The sequence below is a fragment of the Helicobacter burdigaliensis genome, assembly GCF_003670295.1.
Taxonomy (GTDB): Bacteria; Campylobacterota; Campylobacteria; order Campylobacterales; family Helicobacteraceae; genus Helicobacter_D; species Helicobacter_D burdigaliensis.
The window spans coordinates 139,884-158,263 of record NZ_QXJG01000001.1; the positions used below are offsets into that span (position 1 = coordinate 139,884).

The window sequence follows — 18,380 nt, forward strand, 5'->3', positions numbered from 1 at the left end:
TATGCAAAAAAACTTTTTTTTAGATTTTAAAGACCTTAATGATTTTTTTAAAAAAATGTATTTAACACTTTTTTTTAGTGGGCTTTCCCCTAAAGCACCCGGGACTTTTGGCACACTTGTAGCTTTGCCCTTTGGTTATTTAATCGGCTCCTATGCACTTAGCACACTCTTTTTATCTGCACTTTTACTGGGTGCAATCGGAGTGAAAATTATAGATTCTTATGAGCAAAAGGGTTTAGCCCATGATCATAAAGAAATTGTAATTGATGAGCTTGTGGGCGTTTGGATTTGTATGTCTATGCTTGGACTTAGCCCTTTTTGTCTTCTTTTATCCTTTGTGCTTTTTAGAATCTTTGATATTTGGAAGCCCTCAATCATAGGCAAAGTAGATAAAAATGTCAAAGGCGGACTTGGGGTGATAGGAGATGACGCACTTGCAGGATTTTTTGCAGGACTATTAGGAGTTATCCTTATAGCAATGATGCAAAAAATAGAATTTCTAAAAGGGATCTTAGAATTTAATTTTTAGTGCTTTTATGCTTTAATATCCCTTTTTTTAACAAAAAAGAGTAAAAACTCACCCACAGCTAAAATTAAAATTGCCAAAAGTAAATAATTGCTTTTGTTTGTATGGGTTTTGTTTGAATTTTGGGCATAAATTTGATGACTAAGTGTCGTAAGCTCTAAAACCGCTAAAAGCCCATTATCACCCTCTAGCATACTCAATAATTCTTGATTACCCATCACAATACTTTGAATATCGTTTGAGTAAAAAATCCTACTAGCATCTTGTAAAAATTTTTCCATTTTATAATCTAGGTTTCCCTTACCAAAATACATATCATCTAAAGTTGTAAATTCACTATTTTTACTAATTTGTCCCACAACAAATTCTTTTAACACATTATGGATAGAATTAAGCTGCATAATGCATCCTCTAAATTCTGCAAAATTTGCATGATTGTCGCGTTTGCTTAGAGTATTTGCTAAAATTACTTGCGACAAAAATACAATGCGTTGTGCCAATACCCTTTGTTTTCCACTAATATTTACTAAATAAAGTGCTTCATCTTGGATTTTTGCTGTATTTTTGATATTTTGATAAAGACAAAATAAACCTACCAATATCAATAATAATAATATAATTTGTATCAATGCAATTTTTTTACGAAACATTCCTAAAATACCTCATTTTATAGATAAGCTTGCAATTTTATCAGCTATCTTTGTAATAAGCACTTAAAATATGCTAGAATCCAAAATATTTTTCAAAAAGGACTAAAATGAAACAAATTCTCGTTTTATTCTCTCTCATCTTTCTTTTTTTAGGCTGTTCTAAACAAGCCCCCATTGCACAAATTCCTATGAAGCAAATTTGTAAAACTCCAGTGGCTACACTTGATTTGCAATCTTTAAAAGTGGGGGAATTTAATGATTTAAAACTGCAAAAACAAGAAGTGCAAAAAGAAATTATCGCTTCATTAAAAAATAGTAATTGTTTTGAATTTGGGGTAAATTATGGCAAAGAATATAAGTTGGATGCTGTTTTTGGAAGTCTTTACACGCAAAAAGAGCAAGGAAATTTCTTTAAGCAAAACTTTCAAAAAAATGCCATTATTGAAGTGCAATTCTCACTAAGTCGTTATAAAGAAAATCTTATATTCTTAGGCAAAACTACTTTAGATTCAACAAGTAGCAAGATTTTAGGTATGGGTGGAAATCAAGACTTTACTAAAGAAGACATTACAACAAGCCTGCAAAACGCTATCAATGCTGCCCTAAAGGATATTATCCAAAATCTCTAGTAAGACTTCCTTAAAAAGTCTTACTAGAAAATTTAAAGATTTTTTACTATACTTACAAAATTTTTAATCTATTTAAATTATGGAGCTTTTCAATGAATTTTTCAAATTATCTTTCAAATCCTACTTTTATAGAAAGGTATATTCAAGCAAACATTTATCGTTATAGTCGCTTTTTAAAAGGTGAACGGAATCTAGCAAGAATCTATAAACTCCCTATTGCATTTTTTGCCAAAAAATTTTTTTTAGAAAACTATTTTAAAAAAAGGGTTTTAGAAGGTAAAATAGATATTCCTTATTTAGAGCTTGTTTTAACCACTAAATGCACGATGCGTTGTGAATCCTGTATGAATTTAATGCAATACTTTTCAAGCTCCAACCAATACTCTGCAACTTTTGAAGGAATTAAAGAAAGCATAGAAACTCTGCTTAGTAAAGTAGATACCATAGCACATTTAAGGATTATCGGTGGAGAGCCTTTAATTTTTAAAGATTTGCCAAAATTAGTAAATTATTTAGGAGCTAAAAAACAAATTTTAACACTCAATATCGTAACCAATGGAACTTTGGAGTTTAAAGAAGAACTACTTTTAAGCTTAAAAGCCATTAGAAAAAAGGCAAAAGTTACCATTTCTGATTACTCTTTCTCGCCCAATTTAAAGCTCACACTAAAGCACAATCAAATCTTCAATGCTCTAAAAAAGAATAAAATACCCTATCAATTCTTATGGGGTGCAAAAGATGCCACTTGGAAAGAACCCGGTAAGATTTACAAAAGAAATAGAACCAAAGAAGAAAATATCGCAAACTTTAAGGCTTGCGGAATGATTTGTGTAAGCCTTATGAGTAGCGAGGGCTTTAACGATGAGGGACAAAAAAATCTTGCCAAAAAGGGAGCGATTTTTGTCTGTCCTGTGGCTAGCTCTCTCTCACGCCTTAAAGGTCTAGAAGAATTTAGTGGCGATTTTATAAATCTAGAAGAAGATAAAAGTAGATTTTTTGACTTTTATGCACAAGAGTTTTTTAAAGCTTGCGATTATTGCCATGATTATGCAAAAGAAAGAGGTGTTGTGCCTGTGGCTATCCAAACCAAAAAAGTTTTAGAATTAAAACCTGATTAAATAAAGAAGTTTTTTGAATCAGCAAGATAGCATTATCCATCTAATAAAGCAAATTAATCAACTTACTTTAAAAGTCCCAAATAGATTTTTGGGCTTTATATGAGCTTAATACTTTAAACTTATTTCATTTTCTTAAAATGTTCTTCTATATTGCCACCATAGAAAATATTTTTAGCATCTATTTGTTCTTCTAAAATGTTTGGCACTTCTGAGCTTTGTTGCATTTTCTCTTCTAGATTCTCTAGCTCTTTTTGGTGATAGCTATACATCATTTGTGCTAAAATCACTCCCTCTTGTGCTTCCACTTGTTTTAAGGTTTTAATCTCTTCTTCAATGCAACTTGCCTCTATTGTAATCACAATCTTGCCACTTTCATCTTTAAAATGGCATTCAACCCCTAAAATCTTAGGTAATCTCTCCCATAAGCTTTCCACATCTTTTGCTTTACACATTACTACTACGCTAGATACATTATAGTCTTCCATATTTAACTCCCTAAATTCCAAAAATAAATATTCTTACCATCTTCTGCACTCACTAGCCATTTTTCTTCTAAAAAAATAATGTTATTTAGCATATTTTGATGTGTTTTTAATCTTTTAACCTCTTTATCCTCTAAAAGATCATAAACCCTAATATCACTATTCTCATTAAAAGGATAAGCGATTTTAGTAGCTTCTTTATTTATACCCACACTATAAACCAAAAAATCAGCTTGTAATTTTTTGCTACTTTTATCTGTGTAAATTCCAACCACCCTATCTTGTCCCGCACTTACAAAGACTTTTTCCCCAAGTTTATTTTGTGCCATTTTTACTTGATAGACATTGTCTTTATTTGCATCTTCATAAGTTTTTATAATCTCACCATTTTGGGTATTGCCATAATATAAAATCCCCGATTCACAAGAAGCGATAAACTCTTTTCTATCTTCACTCAAAGAAAAATCTGAAAAACTAGCTTCAGAAATCTGTTTTTGGTATAGATTATTTTTATTTTCTAAATCATAAAGCATAATTTCATTACTAGCAAGAGCTAAAAATAAATGTTTTTTATCTACAAATCCCGCCTTTTTAATATTAAGAGAATCTTTGCTTGAGAAAATTTGTATAAGCTTTTCTCCATAGATAAAAAGATTTTTGCCCCCATCATCTCCTTGAGAAAGGATTAAAATTTGATTATCCAATACATCAAGTGAAAAGATTTTTGGATAAATATTCTCTCCAAAATAATTATGAATTTTTTCTAGTTGAAAGATTTTAGAAGCCTTAAATTTTTGAGTATCCTTTTCCCATTTTATCGCATAAATGCTACCATTATCACTTCCTGCCAGCAGCACTCCATTATCTTCTATTAAGGTAGTAACATTCTCATCTAGCTCTAATCTATACTCTAAACTTTGCCCCATTAAAAACCCCACCATAAAAATAAAAACCAAAACAATCTTCATCGTTTAACTCCAAATAATCGCATAAGTTGGACAAGCACTTATGCAAAATCCACAACCTATACAACTTTCTTCTATTACTGGATAAAACATCCCTGTAAATAAAATCACATCTTTTTTTTCAGTTATACTTTGACATATATCTTTGCAAGTAAAACACATAGTTTTCTGATATGCTAAGCATTTTAGCGCATCAATAGAAAATTTTACATTCCAATTTGGATTTTCTTGCACTTTTAAGACATCATATTCACAAACCTTAGCACATTCTTGACAAAGAGTGCAACCTCTAGTTGTAAAATCTACATAGGGCATACCCTCTTTTTCTTTAATAATGCCCTCTTGATAAAGTTTACTAGAATCTTCACAAGCCTTTATACAAGCCTTATCACACTCTTTACAAAATTTATCAAAAAGGCTTCTATCTTCATTATAAGGAGGGAGAATACAAATCTCTTTTTTGCTTCCTTTGCTAAATAGATTAAATATCTCCCTTCTTTTTAGCATTATTTTACACCCTCATTTAAAACATCTAAAAGATTAGATTTAGAAACTCCATCTTTTTGACGAAATTCTGGAGAAAAATTATTTTTAACCAAAGGTTCTGCATTCACTTGTGGCACATGACAAGCTACGCAATTAAAGCGATTTTCATCCATTTTTTCTTTTAAATCCTTATGGGTTCTAAAGTTATAAAAATGCGATTTTGGCATAGAGATAGCCCCCACTGCTTCTGCAATCTCTGGCAAATGACAAGAAGTGCAAGAGTTATTTTCTTTAGTAATAGGCAATAATCCTTCTACACTATGAGAAATCAAAGGAGGTGCATTTTCAAAAGATCTTTGCAAAAGAGTGGATTCTCCTGCTGCTTTTGCATCTTCATAATCAAAAGCTTGGATATTAGCTTCTTCATTAAAAAGCGTGCTTTTTCTAAGTCCAAGCTCTTCTTCACTGATTCCCTGCTTACCCGCTTGACAACCAAAAAATATTAATGCCAAAGCCATAGAGGCTAAAAATACTTTTTTATAGTTCATTATTTTTCCTTTTTGCAAAATTTACTAGATTAAATTTAAGTGCATTATCTTCGCACACTTCTATACATCTTCCGCATACTATACATTCTCCTGCATTTATAAAGCCACTTTGTTTGCCCACTAAGTTTAATACTTGTTTTTCTGGACAAATCTTTTTGCATTCTAAGCAGTTTGTGCACGAGCTAAAATCGTATTGAACTTTTAAAAGTGCAAAGCGACCTATTAGGGAATAAAAAGCTCCAAGCGGACATAAATGCCCACAAAAGCCATTTTTTACCACAAATAAATCAAATAAAAACACAACCAACACACCAAAAATCCCAAGTCCAAAGCCAAATATCAATCCCCTATGCAATATTCCAATAGGACTGATAGCTTCAAATGCTGCTAATCCAAAGATACTTGAAAGCACTAAAGAAAGTAATAAAATATAATAACGCAAACTCCTTTTTAAGCTAAGTGTGCTATTTAGCTTATCAGTCTTTAAAATCCTTCTCAAAAAATTTGCAAAATCTGTAACTAAATTTAGCGGACATACATAAGCACAAAATGCCCTCCTTATCAATAAGCCATAAATTAATACAATAATTAAAGCTCCAATAAGTGCATTTAAGCCCACAATAGCCCCACTAAAAGTTAATTGCAAAATCGCAAAAGGATCGCTTAAAGGAATGGTATTAAAAACTAAAGAGGAGCTAAGATTCCCTTTTAGTATCCAAAAACCTTGATAAGTCCCTAAAATATACAAAACTATTAAACCAATTTGGATTATTCTTCTAAAAATCAAAAATCTATATTTTTTCATTTTAAAATTCCTCCGTGTTTAAATAATCTTGTATTTGTTTGTTTTTATCTAGGGATAAATCTTTGGTTTTAAGATTTTCTAAGCGTCTTTCATCTTCTTTCTCCCAACCTTTAATATAATTCTCCCCTACTTCTCCTAAAGCCAAATGGCGTGGCATAACTCTAATAGCCGCTTTTTTGGTAATGCAAGCATTTTCACACATTCCACATCCAGTGCAAACTTCACTCATAACTACTGGCAATAAAAATGAATGTTTGCCTGTGCGTTCATTGCGTTTTAATTCTAATACAATAGCTTCTCCCATTAAAGGACAAGCACGATAACATGCATCACATTGTATCCCCCAAAAAGCCACACAATTTTCTTTATCTACAATAGCAACCCCCATTTTAGCTTTATTAATTTCTAATAAACCTTTTTCGTTGCTTACTAAACTTGTATCTAAAGCCTTAGTGGGACATATTGGCACACAGGGAATATCCACGCACATTTTACAAGGAATCTCTCTAGGGATAAAATAAGGTGTTCCGCTAACTATTGCCTCTCCTTGTGTTGCTAACTTCAAAGTTCCAAAAGGGCAAGCTTCTACACATAAACCACATTTAATACAATGTTTTAAAAACTCTTCTTCATCTAGGGCTGCAGGTGGTCGCAAAACAAAAACATTAGCTTTTGCTTCACCTAAATATGCACTCCACACTAAGCCGCCCATTAGAGTAAGTGCAATCGCTTTAGCACCATTTAATAAGAACTTTCTTCTTGTTAGCTCTTCCACACTTTATGCCTTATAGATTTTAACAGCACATTTTTTAAAATCTGTCTGCTTAGAAATCGGACAAGTAGCATCAAGACAAACTTTATTGATATATACTTTCTCATCAAACCAAGGCACATATACTAATCCCTTAGGAGGACGATTTCTACCACGCATATCTACTCTTGCTTTAACCTTACCTCTTCTTGATTCTACCCAAACAGCTTCATTTTGCTTTATGCCTAAGTTCTCGCCATCTTCTGGATTCATATAGCATAAAGCTTCTGGAACCGCACGATAAAGCTCTGGAACTCTCATAGTCATCGTTCCACTATGCCAATGCTCTAAAACCCTACCTGTGCTAAGCCAAAATGGATATTCTTTGCTAGGCATTTCAGGTGGATCCATATAAGGGCGGAAGAATATTTTTGCTTTATTTTTCAAAGAATATTTTTCTTGTGTCTTTGGAGCAATTAAATCCCCTCTAGGCACCTCTTTGCCAAAAGTTCCATAAAATGCAAAATCACCATTATTTGCTTTTCTTGCATAATAATCATATTTTGCATTAAATCTCCATTGTGTTTCTTTGCCATCAACCACTGGCCACCTTAATCCTCTAACTCTATGGTATGTATCAAAATCAGCTAAGTCATGCCCATGCCCTATACCAAATTTTCTATACTCTTCCCATAAATATTTTTGGATAAAAAATCCATATCCTTTAAAGACTTTTCCATCACTTCCTACCACTTCTCTGCTATCGCCTAGAACTTCAGAATTTAGAGCATCTTTTAAAAGTTTATCATTAATTTTATAGCTTTGTGCTTCTTTGTTTGCAAATAGCACTTCAAAAAGTGTAGAATCTTCGCTATAGCCCATCTTTTTAGCTTCTTCTAACACATTAGGTAAGGTTAGCTTATCATTAATTTTTTGCTCTTTCCATACTTCTTTTAATGTAAAGCGTTTAGAAAACTCTAAAATCTGCCAAGTATCACTCATAGCCTCCCCTTGTGGCAATACTTGTTGTTTCCAATGTTGTGTTCTTCGCTCTGCATTTCCATAAGCACCCCATTTTTCATAAATCATAGCAACAGGTAATATTAAATCTGCAACTTTTGCAGAAATCCCAGGATACGCATCTGAAACTACAATAAAATTATCCATCTCTCTTGCAGCTTTTATCCAGTGGTTTGCATTTGCTGTATTTTGCCATGGATTATTTACTTGCACCCATGCCCATTTAATCTTGCCATCTTCCAAATCTCTCATAATTTGCATAAAATGAGATCCCATTTGTGGATTAATCGTGCCTTGTGGAAGCTTCCAAATTTTTTCACTAATTTCTCTATGCTTTTTGTTTGCTACTACCATATCTGCTGGTAATCTATGAGAAAATGTCCCCACTTCCCTTGCAGTTCCACACGCACTTGGTTGCCCCGTTAGAGAGAATGCTCCACTTCCGGGTTTTGCTTGTTTTCCAAGGAGCATATGCACCATATAGCTTTGCTCATTTACCCAAGTTCCTCTTGTGTGTTGATTCATTCCCATTGTCCAAAAGCTTACAATTTTTCTATTTTTCTCAATATAGAAATTCGCGAGCTGTTGTAATTTTTCTTTAAAGGAATCTAAGCTCTCATTTTCATTTCCTTTAGCGATTTTAGCAACAAAATCAAGCGTATAAGGTTCTAATGCTTTTTTAAACTCTTCAAAGCTAATTTCCCAATGATCTCCTGCTTGTGCGTTATGTTTATTTTCCATAACATCGCCACTTTTTAGCCCTAAATACCTTAAAGTTACACCCTCATTTTCGCTAATAACTTTTGATTTTTCTTTAGAAGCGGTATCTAGCTCTTCTTGTTTATATTTTGCATGCTTGATATTTGTTCTCATTCCATAGCCAATATCTGCATAGCCTGTTGTAAAGATACAATTTTTCTTTACAAAATCCCAATCAATCGCTTTTTCATTATTATAAACAATCTCTCTAGCAATAAAATTCCAAATTGCTAAATCTGTATGGGGCTTAAAAACAATTTCAATATCTGCTAAATCCGAAGTTCTATTCGTATAAGGTGTTAAATTGATGACTTTAACTCTATCTGCGTTTGAAAGCTTTCTATCGGTTACTCTTGACCACAAAATGGGGTGCATTTCTGCCATATTTGCCCCCCAAGTAACAATAGTATCGGTTAGCTCAATATCATCATAACAGCCTGCTGGCTCATCAATACCAAATGTTTCCATAAAGCCAACAACCGCACTTGCCATACAATGTCTAGCATTAGGATCTAAATTATTACTTCTAAAGCCACCTTTTATAAGCTTAGCTGCTGCATATCCTTCTTGAATAGTATATTGCCCAGAGCCAAATACACCAATTCCCGTTGGTCCAAGCTCATTATAAGCTTCTTTAAACTTTTGCGCCATAACATCAAAGGCCTTTTGCCAAGAGATAGGCTGGAATTTACCCTTTTTGTCAAATTCGCCCTTAGAATTTACACGCATTAAAGGAACTCTTAATCTATCCTCTCCATACATAATCTTTGCATTAAAATATCCTTTAATGCAGTTTAATCCTCTATTAACAGGAGCTGATGGATCACCTTTAACTGCTACAATTTGTCCATCTTTTGTAGCTACCATAATCCCACAACCCGTTCCGCAAAATCTACATACACTCTTATCCCATTTCCAATTTGCTTCAGCACTTTGAGCCTTAGCCAAACTTGAAGTAGGCACACTAATACCAACTGCACTTGCAGCACTCGCAGCCGCTGCTGTTTTTAGAAAAGATCGTCTATCCATCAGCAAAACCTCCTATTTTTCAAAATAGCATTAAATGCTATAAAGATTCTAAAAAGTTTATAAAATGAAAGCCTTGATTTATGTCAATATATATTTTAAGATATTTTTAAAAGAATAAGATTGTAGGAATTTTTGCCTAAAATAAAAATGGAGGTTTTTATTTTAGACTTCACTTTTTGTAACATTTTTATTTAATCATAAATTTATGGAGTGCTTCTTCAATTTCAATAGGATTAGATTTAGAAATAAATTCATCTGCATTCAAAGATTTTGCCATATCTTCATTAGAGCTACCGCTCATAGAAGAATTTACAATAATAGGAATATGGGAAGTTTTTGGAGTGGCTTTAACTTGTTTAATAACTTCAAAACCACTTGCTTCTGGCATCTCTAAGTCTGTAATAATCGCCCCAATATGCGTAATATCCGTCTCCTCATCAAATATATAATCTAAAAGTTGTTGTCCATTTACAAAAGTTCTATATTCTACACCTAATTTATTTAAAATATTTTGCATAGTTTTAATAACGCTTGGAGAATCATCTGCTAACAATATTTCTTTAGAGCTTTGGATTTGTCTTATTTTAGTAATTTCATCATTTTTTTCATCTTCAATCCATGGAAAAACATCTACAAGCATTTTTTCAATATCCACAACTTGCACTAAACTTCCATCAAAATATCTTGTTCTACTTACTAATTTTGTGTTCAATCCTGAATTTCCTATTCCTGCACTTTGTTCAATTTCTGTCCATTTTTTATTTAAGATTCTATCTGCTTCATAAATTCTAACCCCAACCGTCCATTTAGAAAATTCACAAATCATAATTACTTCATCTTCTCCCTCTTCTCTTTTAATGCCATACCCTTCTAAATTTTTCTCCTTATTTCTTGCATCATAAAAAAACCATTTTCTTAAATCAATAAGAGGAATTGTAAGCTCTCTTATAGTAATAAGCCCCTCCACTAAAGAACTACCTTCATGTGAAACCACGGTAATATCCCCACGATATTTCACAACTTCCCTTATTTTAAAGACATTTACAGCATATAAATCTTTATCTTTTTCTAGCCTAAAACATAGCAACTGCAGTTCATTATTTCTATGAAGATTAGTAATTTGATCAACATTTGATAAATTAGACATAGCAAAAATCCTTATTGTAAAATTAACTTATTATATCATATTTTATTTTTAAGATTTTTTATAATAGCTTCTAAATTCTTCACATTTTTCTAAAAGCTCTTCAAAGGTTCCACTATTTATGATTTTACCCTCTTTGAAAAAATAAAGAGTTTTAGCTAAAGATACAGTAGAAAATCTATGAGCAACTATGATTGTAATCTTATCTTTAATAATTTCACTCAAAGCCTCTCTAAACTCTTCTTCTGTTTTGTTATCCAATGCGCTTGTAGCCTCATCTAAAATCAAAATTTCTGGATTTTTATAAATAGCTCTTGCAATAGCAATCCTTTGTCTTTGACCTCCGCTCAAATTTGCTCCAAATTCATCTAAAAGCGTATATATCCCATTTTCTAAACTTTCTACATAATCTAAGATTCTAGCTTTTTTTAGGGCATCTTTTACCCTTTCTTCATCCATTTCCAAACCATAAGCAATATTATTTGCAATGCTATCATTAAAAATAAAAATGCGTTGTGTTACAATAGAAATCTTTTCTCTTAAACTCTCTTGTGTAAAACTTTTAATATTTTTACCATTGATATATACTGCTCCCTCTTTTGGATCATATAAACGCAAAAGCACATTCACGAGTGAACTTTTCCCTCCACCGCTACTCCCTACAAACGCAACACTCTCTCCGCGGTTTAATTTTAAACTCACATTTTCTAATGCGTTTTTTTCTCCTTCATAACTTAAGGTAATATTTTTAAATTCTACACTTTTTACTACTTCTTTTAATTCTTCATTTCCATCGCTAATTTGCTCTTTTCTATCTAGCATTTCAAAGATTCTATCTCCTGCAGCGAGTGCTACTTGAATCTTACTATAAAGTGCACTTACTTTTTTAAAAGGAGTGTAAAGCATAAAAAGTGCCGTTGTAAAAGAAAAAAACGCACCCGTGCTTATCTCTCCATTAATCACTTGAAAACCTCCCACAAAAATCACAAGTGCAATAGCAATAGCACCTAAAGTTTCCATCAAAGGCGAGGTAAGCTCTGAGATTCTAATCGTTTTAATAGATAGATTAACTAAATCTTTATTTTGCTCCACAAAATATTGATGCTCCATCTTTTCACCACTGCTTGCTTTAATAAGCTCAATATTGTTAAAAATCTCTACTAATTTTGAAGAAATATCTGCATTTTTTTCCTGCATTTTTTTAGAAGCCTTTTTCATTCTTCTAGCAATCATTGCAATAGGTATCAAAGAAAGTGGCATAACTACAAGTCCATAAAATGCTAATTCAGGACTTTGATAAATCACAACCCCAATGAGTGCAAAGATGGTTAAACCATCTCTAATTCCTTCAATAAAATAATTTGAAACAGCACTTTGAATTGCGCCAATATCCCCTACAACCCTTGAAATAAGCTCCCCTTTTCTATAACGATTAAAAAAAGCCATTTCAAAGGTTAAAAGCTTATCTAAAAGCTTGTTTTTGACACTCATAACGATATTTTGCCCAATATAATTCATATAATACACTTGAATATAAGCACCAAGCCCTTTTGTAAAATAAGCCATAACCACTAAAAAGGGCAAAAAGCTAAGCATTGCTGTATCTTTATTGATGAAAATTTCATCTAAAACAGGTTTAACTAAATAAGCACTATAACCGCTCGCACCTGCCACCATAATGCTCCCCAAAACTGCATAAAAAAAATATAATTTATACTCTTTCATATAGGGGGCTAATCGCTTAAAAAAATTCTTCATCTATCACTTACCTAAATTTTTATAAAAATCTTAAAAAATAATACTTTCATTTTGTTCTTTAACATCTTCACGCAAAGGAGATTTTTCTGTAAAATAAACAATCTCCCCATTTACTTTTCTGCTTTGCACTCCTTTAGGAATGGAAAATTCCCTTTTTATTGCTGGATCTACTTTTAAGATTCTTTCAAAAAAGTAAGAAAATGCAGGTGCTGGAGCTATGCTTCCTGTCTCACTATGCCCCATAGGAGTATTATCGTCTTTTCCATACCATACGATTGCTTCAACACTAGGAGAAAAACCACAAAACCAAGCATCTACATTATCATTTGTCGTTCCTGTTTTACCCGCTAACTCAATTCCTTCCACTTTTGCTCTTGTGCCACTACCCCTTATTACCGCATTTCTTAGCATATCCACAAGCAAAAAGCTCTGTGCTTCACTTGTGATTTCTCTCTCTTTGGTTTCAAACTCTACACTTTTGCCCTCATAATTTTGGATACTTACAATAAGCTGTGGCTCTACGATTTTTCCATAGTTTGAAAAAAGAGTGAAATTCCTAGCCATCTCTAATGGAGAAGCCCCAAAACTCCCTAAATTAATAGACATATCCTTTGGCACATTGCTAAAACCATATTTTAAAATATCTGCATAAATCCTATCAAATCCTACTTCTTCTACTAGATTGATTGTAGCTAGATTAAGCGACTTTGTAAGCGCATCTTTCATACTTACTAAACCCCTAAAAGAATTTACATAATTCTTAGGTTGCCATACTTTTTTAACGCCATTTACTCTGTATTCATAAGTTCTTGCAATATCTGCAATTTTATGGTTAGGAGAAAGTCCTGAATCAATAGCTGTTTGATAAAGAAAGGGTTTTACACTTGAGCCTATTTGTCTTTTGCTTTGTGTGGCACGATTAAAATTACTTTTTTGATAATCCACCCCTCCTACAAGAGCTAAAATTTTCCCCGTTTGATTTTCTAAAACCACAAAAGCACCATTGAGCTTTTCTTTTAAACTTGCATCGTTTTTGTGCCTACTTAAAATCTGCTCATATCCAAAATATAATGCTTCTTGTGCCACTTCTTGATAATCTAAATCAATATTTAAAGTGATTTTATAGCCTCCGCTTTTTACATCTTTTAAATCTTTTAGCACCCTTAAAAGCTCATCCACAACATAAGGTGCAACATTTTTAGTCAGTGTATCATCATAAGTTTTAGGACGCTCTTTTAAGCCACTTTCAAGCTCATCTTTACTAATCCAACCTATTTCATACATTCTTTGTAAGACATTATTAGCTCTTCCTAAAGAAAAATCATAATTTTTAGTAGGATCATAGAAGCTTGGAGCTCTAGGAAGTGAAACAAGCATAGCAATTTCTTTTAAACTAAGCTCATCCATATCTTTTCTAAAATATCCCATTGAAGCAGTTTTCACCCCATAAAACCCATGCCCAAAATAAGTATGGTTAAGATATTTTTCTAAAATTTCTTCTTTGCTTAAAATGGTTTCTAACTTGAAAGCTAAAAGCATTTCTTTAATTTTTCTTTGAATGGTTTTTTCACGCGTAAGTGCCAAATTCTTAATAAGCTGTTGCGTGATAGTGCTACCCCCTTCGGCATAACGCCCACTTTTTAGATTCTTTAGCATAGCCCGCATAATCGCATCCAAATTTACACCCGGATGCTCAAAATATAAAGTATCTTCTATTGCTAAAAGTGCTTCAATCAATCTTGGAGGAATCTCATTATAATTAGCATAAAAACGAAATTCCTCTTCAAATAAATTTGCTACTAATCTTCCTTTTCTATCAAAAACTTGTGTAGCGATTTTGGGTTTATAATGCACAATCTCATCTGTATCATTTGCTATTTCACTATATAGCATTCCTATAAAAATAATGCCTGCAATCGCACCTACAACAAAAAACATAAATAATATTTTTAAAAAAAATTTCATTGTTTTCCTATTTTTGATAGTTTCTTTAGAGTTTGTTTTAAAAAGATTAAATTGTAGCATAAGTCTCTTAAAGAGACAAAATATGCTATTTATTATTTTTTATGCTCAGGTGCAATATGTAGTTTATAACCAATTCTAGAATGATTTTTAATCATATCATAATAGGTTTTACGTCTTAGGCTGTTAATATGCATTCTTAAAGAATCCATTGTCATCTTACCCTCTTTCCATATATGTGTTTGAAAATCTTCATAGGGGATAGCCTCACCTTCTCGCTTTAATAAAAGCTCTAAAATGCTAATTTCACGATCTGTTAATTCAAAAATCGCATAACCTTTTAAAATCACTTTATCTTTTCTACGATAAAAAATCCCTTTTCCAAGATTAGTAGTAGTATCTTTGTGTAACTGACGATTAATATTTAAAAGCATTACAAAAAGTTCTTCTAAGTCAATAGGCTTTTTGATAAAAGCAGTGCTATTTAACTCTACTATTTTGGCAATCTTATCCTCATCACTATAAGCTGTCATAAACACAACAGGAACATTAGAGGATATTTTTCTAATGGCTTGCATCATCTCAATACCATCCATTTTCCCTTCCAAATTAATATCAGTAATCACAACATCAATAGAATTCTTCTTAAAAATTTTTAATCCTTGATCCCCCTTTTTACAGGCATACACCTTGTGGCATCTTCTTGCTAAAGGTGTTTCCAAAAGCTCTAATGCCACAGGATCATCTTCTACAATCAAAACCGTTAAATTACCTAGAGGCTCCAATAGTTCTTGCAACATTCCTTATTCCTTAAAATAATATTTATACATTATGCCTTAACATTTTAGATATTGTAATTCTAAAATTGATTTTGTTATTTTGTCTTATCTATAATTAAATAATTATAAAGTAATAGAATTTTTGTTAATTTATATTAAAAAAAGTAATTTCATAATTTTATAGTTTTATACTTATATATGATTAAAATTTAATAGATTTCACTAAAATTTTAAATTAAATTTTTTAAAATTTATTAGAAAAGTAGCATTTAAATTACACATTAAAGCCCCTTATCAATTTTATTTTTAGATTTTAATGATACATACTTTTACCTTAACTTTTTTAACTCAAAATAATATGTGTAAATTTTACACTTTTTTTAAGCCACTTATTTATTTTAAAAATTAATTTTTGTTTTATTATTTAATTATTTCCCATTATATAGAGTTATAAAAATAATATTTTATATAAGCCTAATATAAGGAAGGTATAATAATACGACCTTATTTAAAGCTTAAAATTTAAAAGGGGACAATAAAAATAAATTTCAAAAAGGAGCAATAGTGAAACTAAGAACATCTATACTTTTAGGTGCTAGTTGTCTAGTTTTTAGTGCTTGTGCCAACCATTCACAAAGCAATCTAAGTTATGAAAATAACTTAACACAAAAGTTCTGCGATAAGGCTTTTTTAGAGGATAATCTTGCTAAAGCCAAAAAGCAAGATGATACGATTTATCGTGGATTAAACGCAGGATTGATTGCTAAAAATTGTGGTGAATTTAAAGTCAGTAATGAGTTTTTTGACTTAGCAGAAGAATCTTATAAATGGGATGTAGATTTACAAAACATAGGCACAAAAGGTGCAAAAACCATAGCTACAACTTTAATTAACGATAATATTGTAGATTATGAGGGTTCTTTGTATGAACGCATTATGGTAAATGCTTATAAGGGACTAAACTTTATGAGTTTAGGTGACTATGAAAATGCAAGAGTAGAATTTAACCGCGCTCTTATGCGTCAAGATAAAGCAAAAGAATATTTTGCAAAAGAAATTGACAAAAATAGGAAAGAAGTAGAAGAAGCCAAAAAAGATCCAAACTATAAGAAAAATATGAGTCAAAACACACAAACCATACAAGATGAATACGCACATCTTTGGAAAGAATTTGACACTACTAAAAACTTCACAAACCCTTATGCTACTTATCTAGCTTCTGTATTTTTTTATATGGATAGAGATTACAGAAAAGCAGCAGAGCTTTTTAGAGAGGTTTCAGTCATCAACCCTAAAAACAAAGAAATAAGAAAAGAATCTGCAATTTTTCAAAAAGCTGCCAAAAGTGCAAAAGCCAAAAAGAGCAATTTAGTTTTTGTAGTGTATGAAAATGGTTTTGGGACAATCAAAGATGAATTTAGCCTAACTTTACCTTTTGTTGTGGATAAAAACATCGTAACTACAAGCGTAGCACTCCAAACACTTAAAAAAAGAGAAGCTTCTTATGAAAATCTAAGTATCAATGGAGCACAAACTTCACAAATTGTAGATTTAGATAATATCGTAGCCACAGAATTTAAAATCAATATGCCTTCCATGATAGCAAAAGCCCTAGCCCAAACTATCACAAAAACTGCCCTTAATGTAGCAGTAGCTAAAAACGATAAAACAGGTGGTTGGCTAAGTTTAGCTAGTTCTGCACTTACAACCGCTACAAATAGTGCTGATGTAAGAGCATGGAGGGGACTGCCTAAAAGCATTTCTGTGGTTATGCTAGAAAATAATGGAACATTAGATATTAAAGCACCCGATGGGACACAGCTTTATAAAGGTAGGATTGATAAAAACAAAAGCGCACTTGTAATGGTGAGATCTTTTAATCCAAGCAATCCAGTAAGTGTAAATATCATTCAAAAATAAGGTAATTTTATGAGAAATATTTTGTTAGTTTTTTTGGGTTTGACTATAATTTTTGTGGGCTGTTCTGCTACTTACAAAGTAGAATCTACCAGCATAGATAGTTCTTCCTATGTGAGTTCTGCAAATTCTAGTAGCATTATCAAATCCATTAAAAAACGCAATAATATCAATGGACTTTTGGAAGTGGAGATACTACTTTTAAGTGAATTTGATAGGGATTTAACCTATAAAATAACTTGGCTAGATGACAAGGGATTCTCTCTTCCAAACTCTAGCGATGATTCTTATAGGCCTTTAAGATTAAGCGGTGGCGAGGAATTTATCCTTAAAAAAATGGCAATAGATAAAAGAGCCAAAGAATTCAAAATTGACATCAAAACAAAAAGTAAATTTTAATTTATTCACAAGGAGATGAAATGAAAAAAGCAGGAATTTTAGTAGCATTAGGTTTAGCAGGTTTGTTGGTGAGTGGTTGTGTGACAGGCGGAAGCTACACAGATGGCTATGCAAGCCAAAAGAAAAAGGGTGATGCACTAAGTATGGGGCTTGATAGACAAGATTTTGAAGATGTAGCTGAATCTATGATTCAAAGCATGCTTTCTTCCCCAGCTTTTACAAACATTAAACCAGGCACTAGAAAAGTAATCTATGTAGGTAGAGTTAAAAACGACACTCCCCAAAGGATTGACACAGATAGAATCACAAGAAAGCTAACTATCGCTCTTTTAAATAGTGGTAAATTTATCGTAAGCTCTGAGCTTCAAGCGGGTGGCTCTAACTCTACTATCACAGATGCATTAGAAGAATCAAGAAATTCTGATGAGTTTAACCAAAAAACAGTGATTAAAAAAGGAACTGCAGCGGGGATTGATTTTGAGCTAGAGGGGAAAATCGGACAAACAAACACTCGCCTAAGTAATGGCAAAACTCAAGTGGAATACTTTTTTAACCTAAGAATCAACGATGCAAATTCAAGAACAACTTTCTGGGAAGATGAAAAAGTGATTGACAAAACAGGTTCTAGCAAATCTGTAACTTGGTAACCCCCC

18 protein-coding genes are annotated in these 18,380 nt (G+C 32.2%); 6 read left to right on the forward strand and 12 right to left on the reverse strand.

Annotated features, from left to right (window positions below):
* The first annotated feature begins 1 nt into the window (after position 1).
* Positions 2–529, forward strand: a complete 528-nt coding sequence (locus EBF09_RS00675; RefSeq protein ID WP_198672506.1) for a phosphatidylglycerophosphatase A family protein — start codon at positions 2–4, stop codon at positions 527–529.
* A gap of 5 nt (positions 530–534) precedes the next feature.
* On the opposite strand, the gene EBF09_RS00680 is transcribed toward EBF09_RS00675, so the two are convergent.
* Positions 535–1,176: a hypothetical protein gene (locus EBF09_RS00680; protein ID WP_121763223.1), complete on the reverse strand. Its 642-nt coding sequence runs from the start codon at positions 1,174–1,176 to the stop codon at positions 535–537.
* Positions 1,177–1,283: 107 nt separating this feature from the next.
* Here EBF09_RS00680 and EBF09_RS00685 point away from each other — a divergent pair, with 107 nt between their 5' ends.
* On the forward strand, positions 1,284–1,805 hold the full coding sequence (locus EBF09_RS00685; RefSeq protein WP_121763224.1) for a hypothetical protein: 522 nt from the start codon (positions 1,284–1,286) through the stop codon (positions 1,803–1,805).
* Positions 1,806–1,897: 92 nt separating this feature from the next.
* Complete coding sequence (locus tag EBF09_RS00690) at positions 1,898–2,923, forward strand: radical SAM protein (protein WP_121763225.1); 1,026 nt, start codon at positions 1,898–1,900, stop codon at positions 2,921–2,923.
* Positions 2,924–3,042: 119 nt separating this feature from the next.
* Here EBF09_RS00690 and EBF09_RS00695 read toward each other — a convergent pair whose 3' ends face one another.
* The 11 genes from EBF09_RS00695 to EBF09_RS00745 form a co-directional block, all read right to left on the reverse strand.
* Positions 3,043–3,408 carry a chaperone NapD gene (locus EBF09_RS00695; protein ID WP_121763226.1) on the reverse strand — a complete coding sequence of 122 codons (366 nt, stop codon included), beginning with the start codon at positions 3,406–3,408 and terminating at the stop codon, positions 3,043–3,045.
* 2 nt (positions 3,409–3,410) lie between these two features.
* Entirely contained in the window at positions 3,411–4,373 is a 963-nt protein-coding gene (locus EBF09_RS00700; RefSeq protein WP_121763227.1) for a WD40 repeat domain-containing protein, read from the reverse strand.
* Between the two features lie 3 nt (positions 4,374–4,376).
* Positions 4,377–4,877, reverse strand: a complete 501-nt coding sequence (locus EBF09_RS00705; RefSeq protein WP_232817597.1) for a 4Fe-4S binding protein — start codon at positions 4,875–4,877, stop codon at positions 4,377–4,379.
* Entirely contained in the window at positions 4,877–5,404 is a 528-nt protein-coding gene (locus tag EBF09_RS00710; RefSeq protein ID WP_121763229.1) for a nitrate reductase cytochrome c-type subunit, read from the reverse strand. Before EBF09_RS00710 ends, EBF09_RS00705 begins: the two co-directional genes overlap by 1 nt.
* Positions 5,394–6,209: a quinol dehydrogenase ferredoxin subunit NapH gene (napH, locus tag EBF09_RS00715; RefSeq protein ID WP_121763230.1), complete on the reverse strand. Its 816-nt coding sequence runs from the start codon at positions 6,207–6,209 to the stop codon at positions 5,394–5,396. Before napH ends, EBF09_RS00710 begins: the two co-directional genes overlap by 11 nt.
* Position 6,210: 1 nt before the next feature.
* Complete coding sequence (napG, locus tag EBF09_RS00720) at positions 6,211–6,984, reverse strand: ferredoxin-type protein NapG (RefSeq protein WP_121763231.1); 774 nt, start codon at positions 6,982–6,984, stop codon at positions 6,211–6,213.
* Between the two features lie 3 nt (positions 6,985–6,987).
* A complete protein-coding gene (gene napA, locus EBF09_RS00725) occupies positions 6,988–9,768 on the reverse strand; it encodes a nitrate reductase catalytic subunit NapA (RefSeq protein ID WP_121763232.1) in 2,781 nt (926 codons plus the stop codon).
* A 187-nt stretch (positions 9,769–9,955) separates the two neighbouring features.
* Positions 9,956–10,915, reverse strand: a complete 960-nt coding sequence (locus tag EBF09_RS00730; RefSeq protein WP_121763233.1) for a chemotaxis protein — start codon at positions 10,913–10,915, stop codon at positions 9,956–9,958.
* Between the two features lie 48 nt (positions 10,916–10,963).
* Positions 10,964–12,670 (reverse strand): ABC transporter ATP-binding protein, encoded by a 1,707-nt coding sequence (locus EBF09_RS00735; RefSeq protein WP_121763234.1) that lies wholly within the window; start codon positions 12,668–12,670, stop codon positions 10,964–10,966.
* Between the two features lie 30 nt (positions 12,671–12,700).
* Positions 12,701–14,635 (reverse strand): transglycosylase domain-containing protein, encoded by a 1,935-nt coding sequence (locus tag EBF09_RS00740; RefSeq protein WP_121763343.1) that lies wholly within the window; start codon positions 14,633–14,635, stop codon positions 12,701–12,703.
* A gap of 92 nt (positions 14,636–14,727) precedes the next feature.
* Positions 14,728–15,432, reverse strand: a complete 705-nt coding sequence (locus tag EBF09_RS00745; protein ID WP_121763235.1) for a response regulator transcription factor — start codon at positions 15,430–15,432, stop codon at positions 14,728–14,730.
* Between the two features lie 543 nt (positions 15,433–15,975).
* Between EBF09_RS00745 and EBF09_RS00750 the strand changes: the two genes are divergently transcribed.
* Genes EBF09_RS00750 through lpoB form a run of 3 tightly spaced genes read left to right on the forward strand, consistent with a single transcriptional unit; the run spans position 15,976 to position 18,374 of the window.
* The gene (locus EBF09_RS00750; RefSeq protein ID WP_121763236.1) at positions 15,976–17,331 is read left to right on the forward strand and encodes a COG3014 family protein; all 1,356 of its coding nucleotides are present in this window, start codon (positions 15,976–15,978) and stop codon (positions 17,329–17,331) included.
* A gap of 9 nt (positions 17,332–17,340) precedes the next feature.
* Positions 17,341–17,727: a YcfL family protein gene (locus tag EBF09_RS00755; RefSeq protein WP_121763237.1), complete on the forward strand. Its 387-nt coding sequence runs from the start codon at positions 17,341–17,343 to the stop codon at positions 17,725–17,727.
* Between the two features lie 20 nt (positions 17,728–17,747).
* Positions 17,748–18,374, forward strand: a complete 627-nt coding sequence (gene lpoB, locus EBF09_RS00760) for a penicillin-binding protein activator LpoB (RefSeq protein ID WP_121763238.1) — start codon at positions 17,748–17,750, stop codon at positions 18,372–18,374.
* The last annotated feature ends 6 nt before the right edge of the window (positions 18,375–18,380 follow it).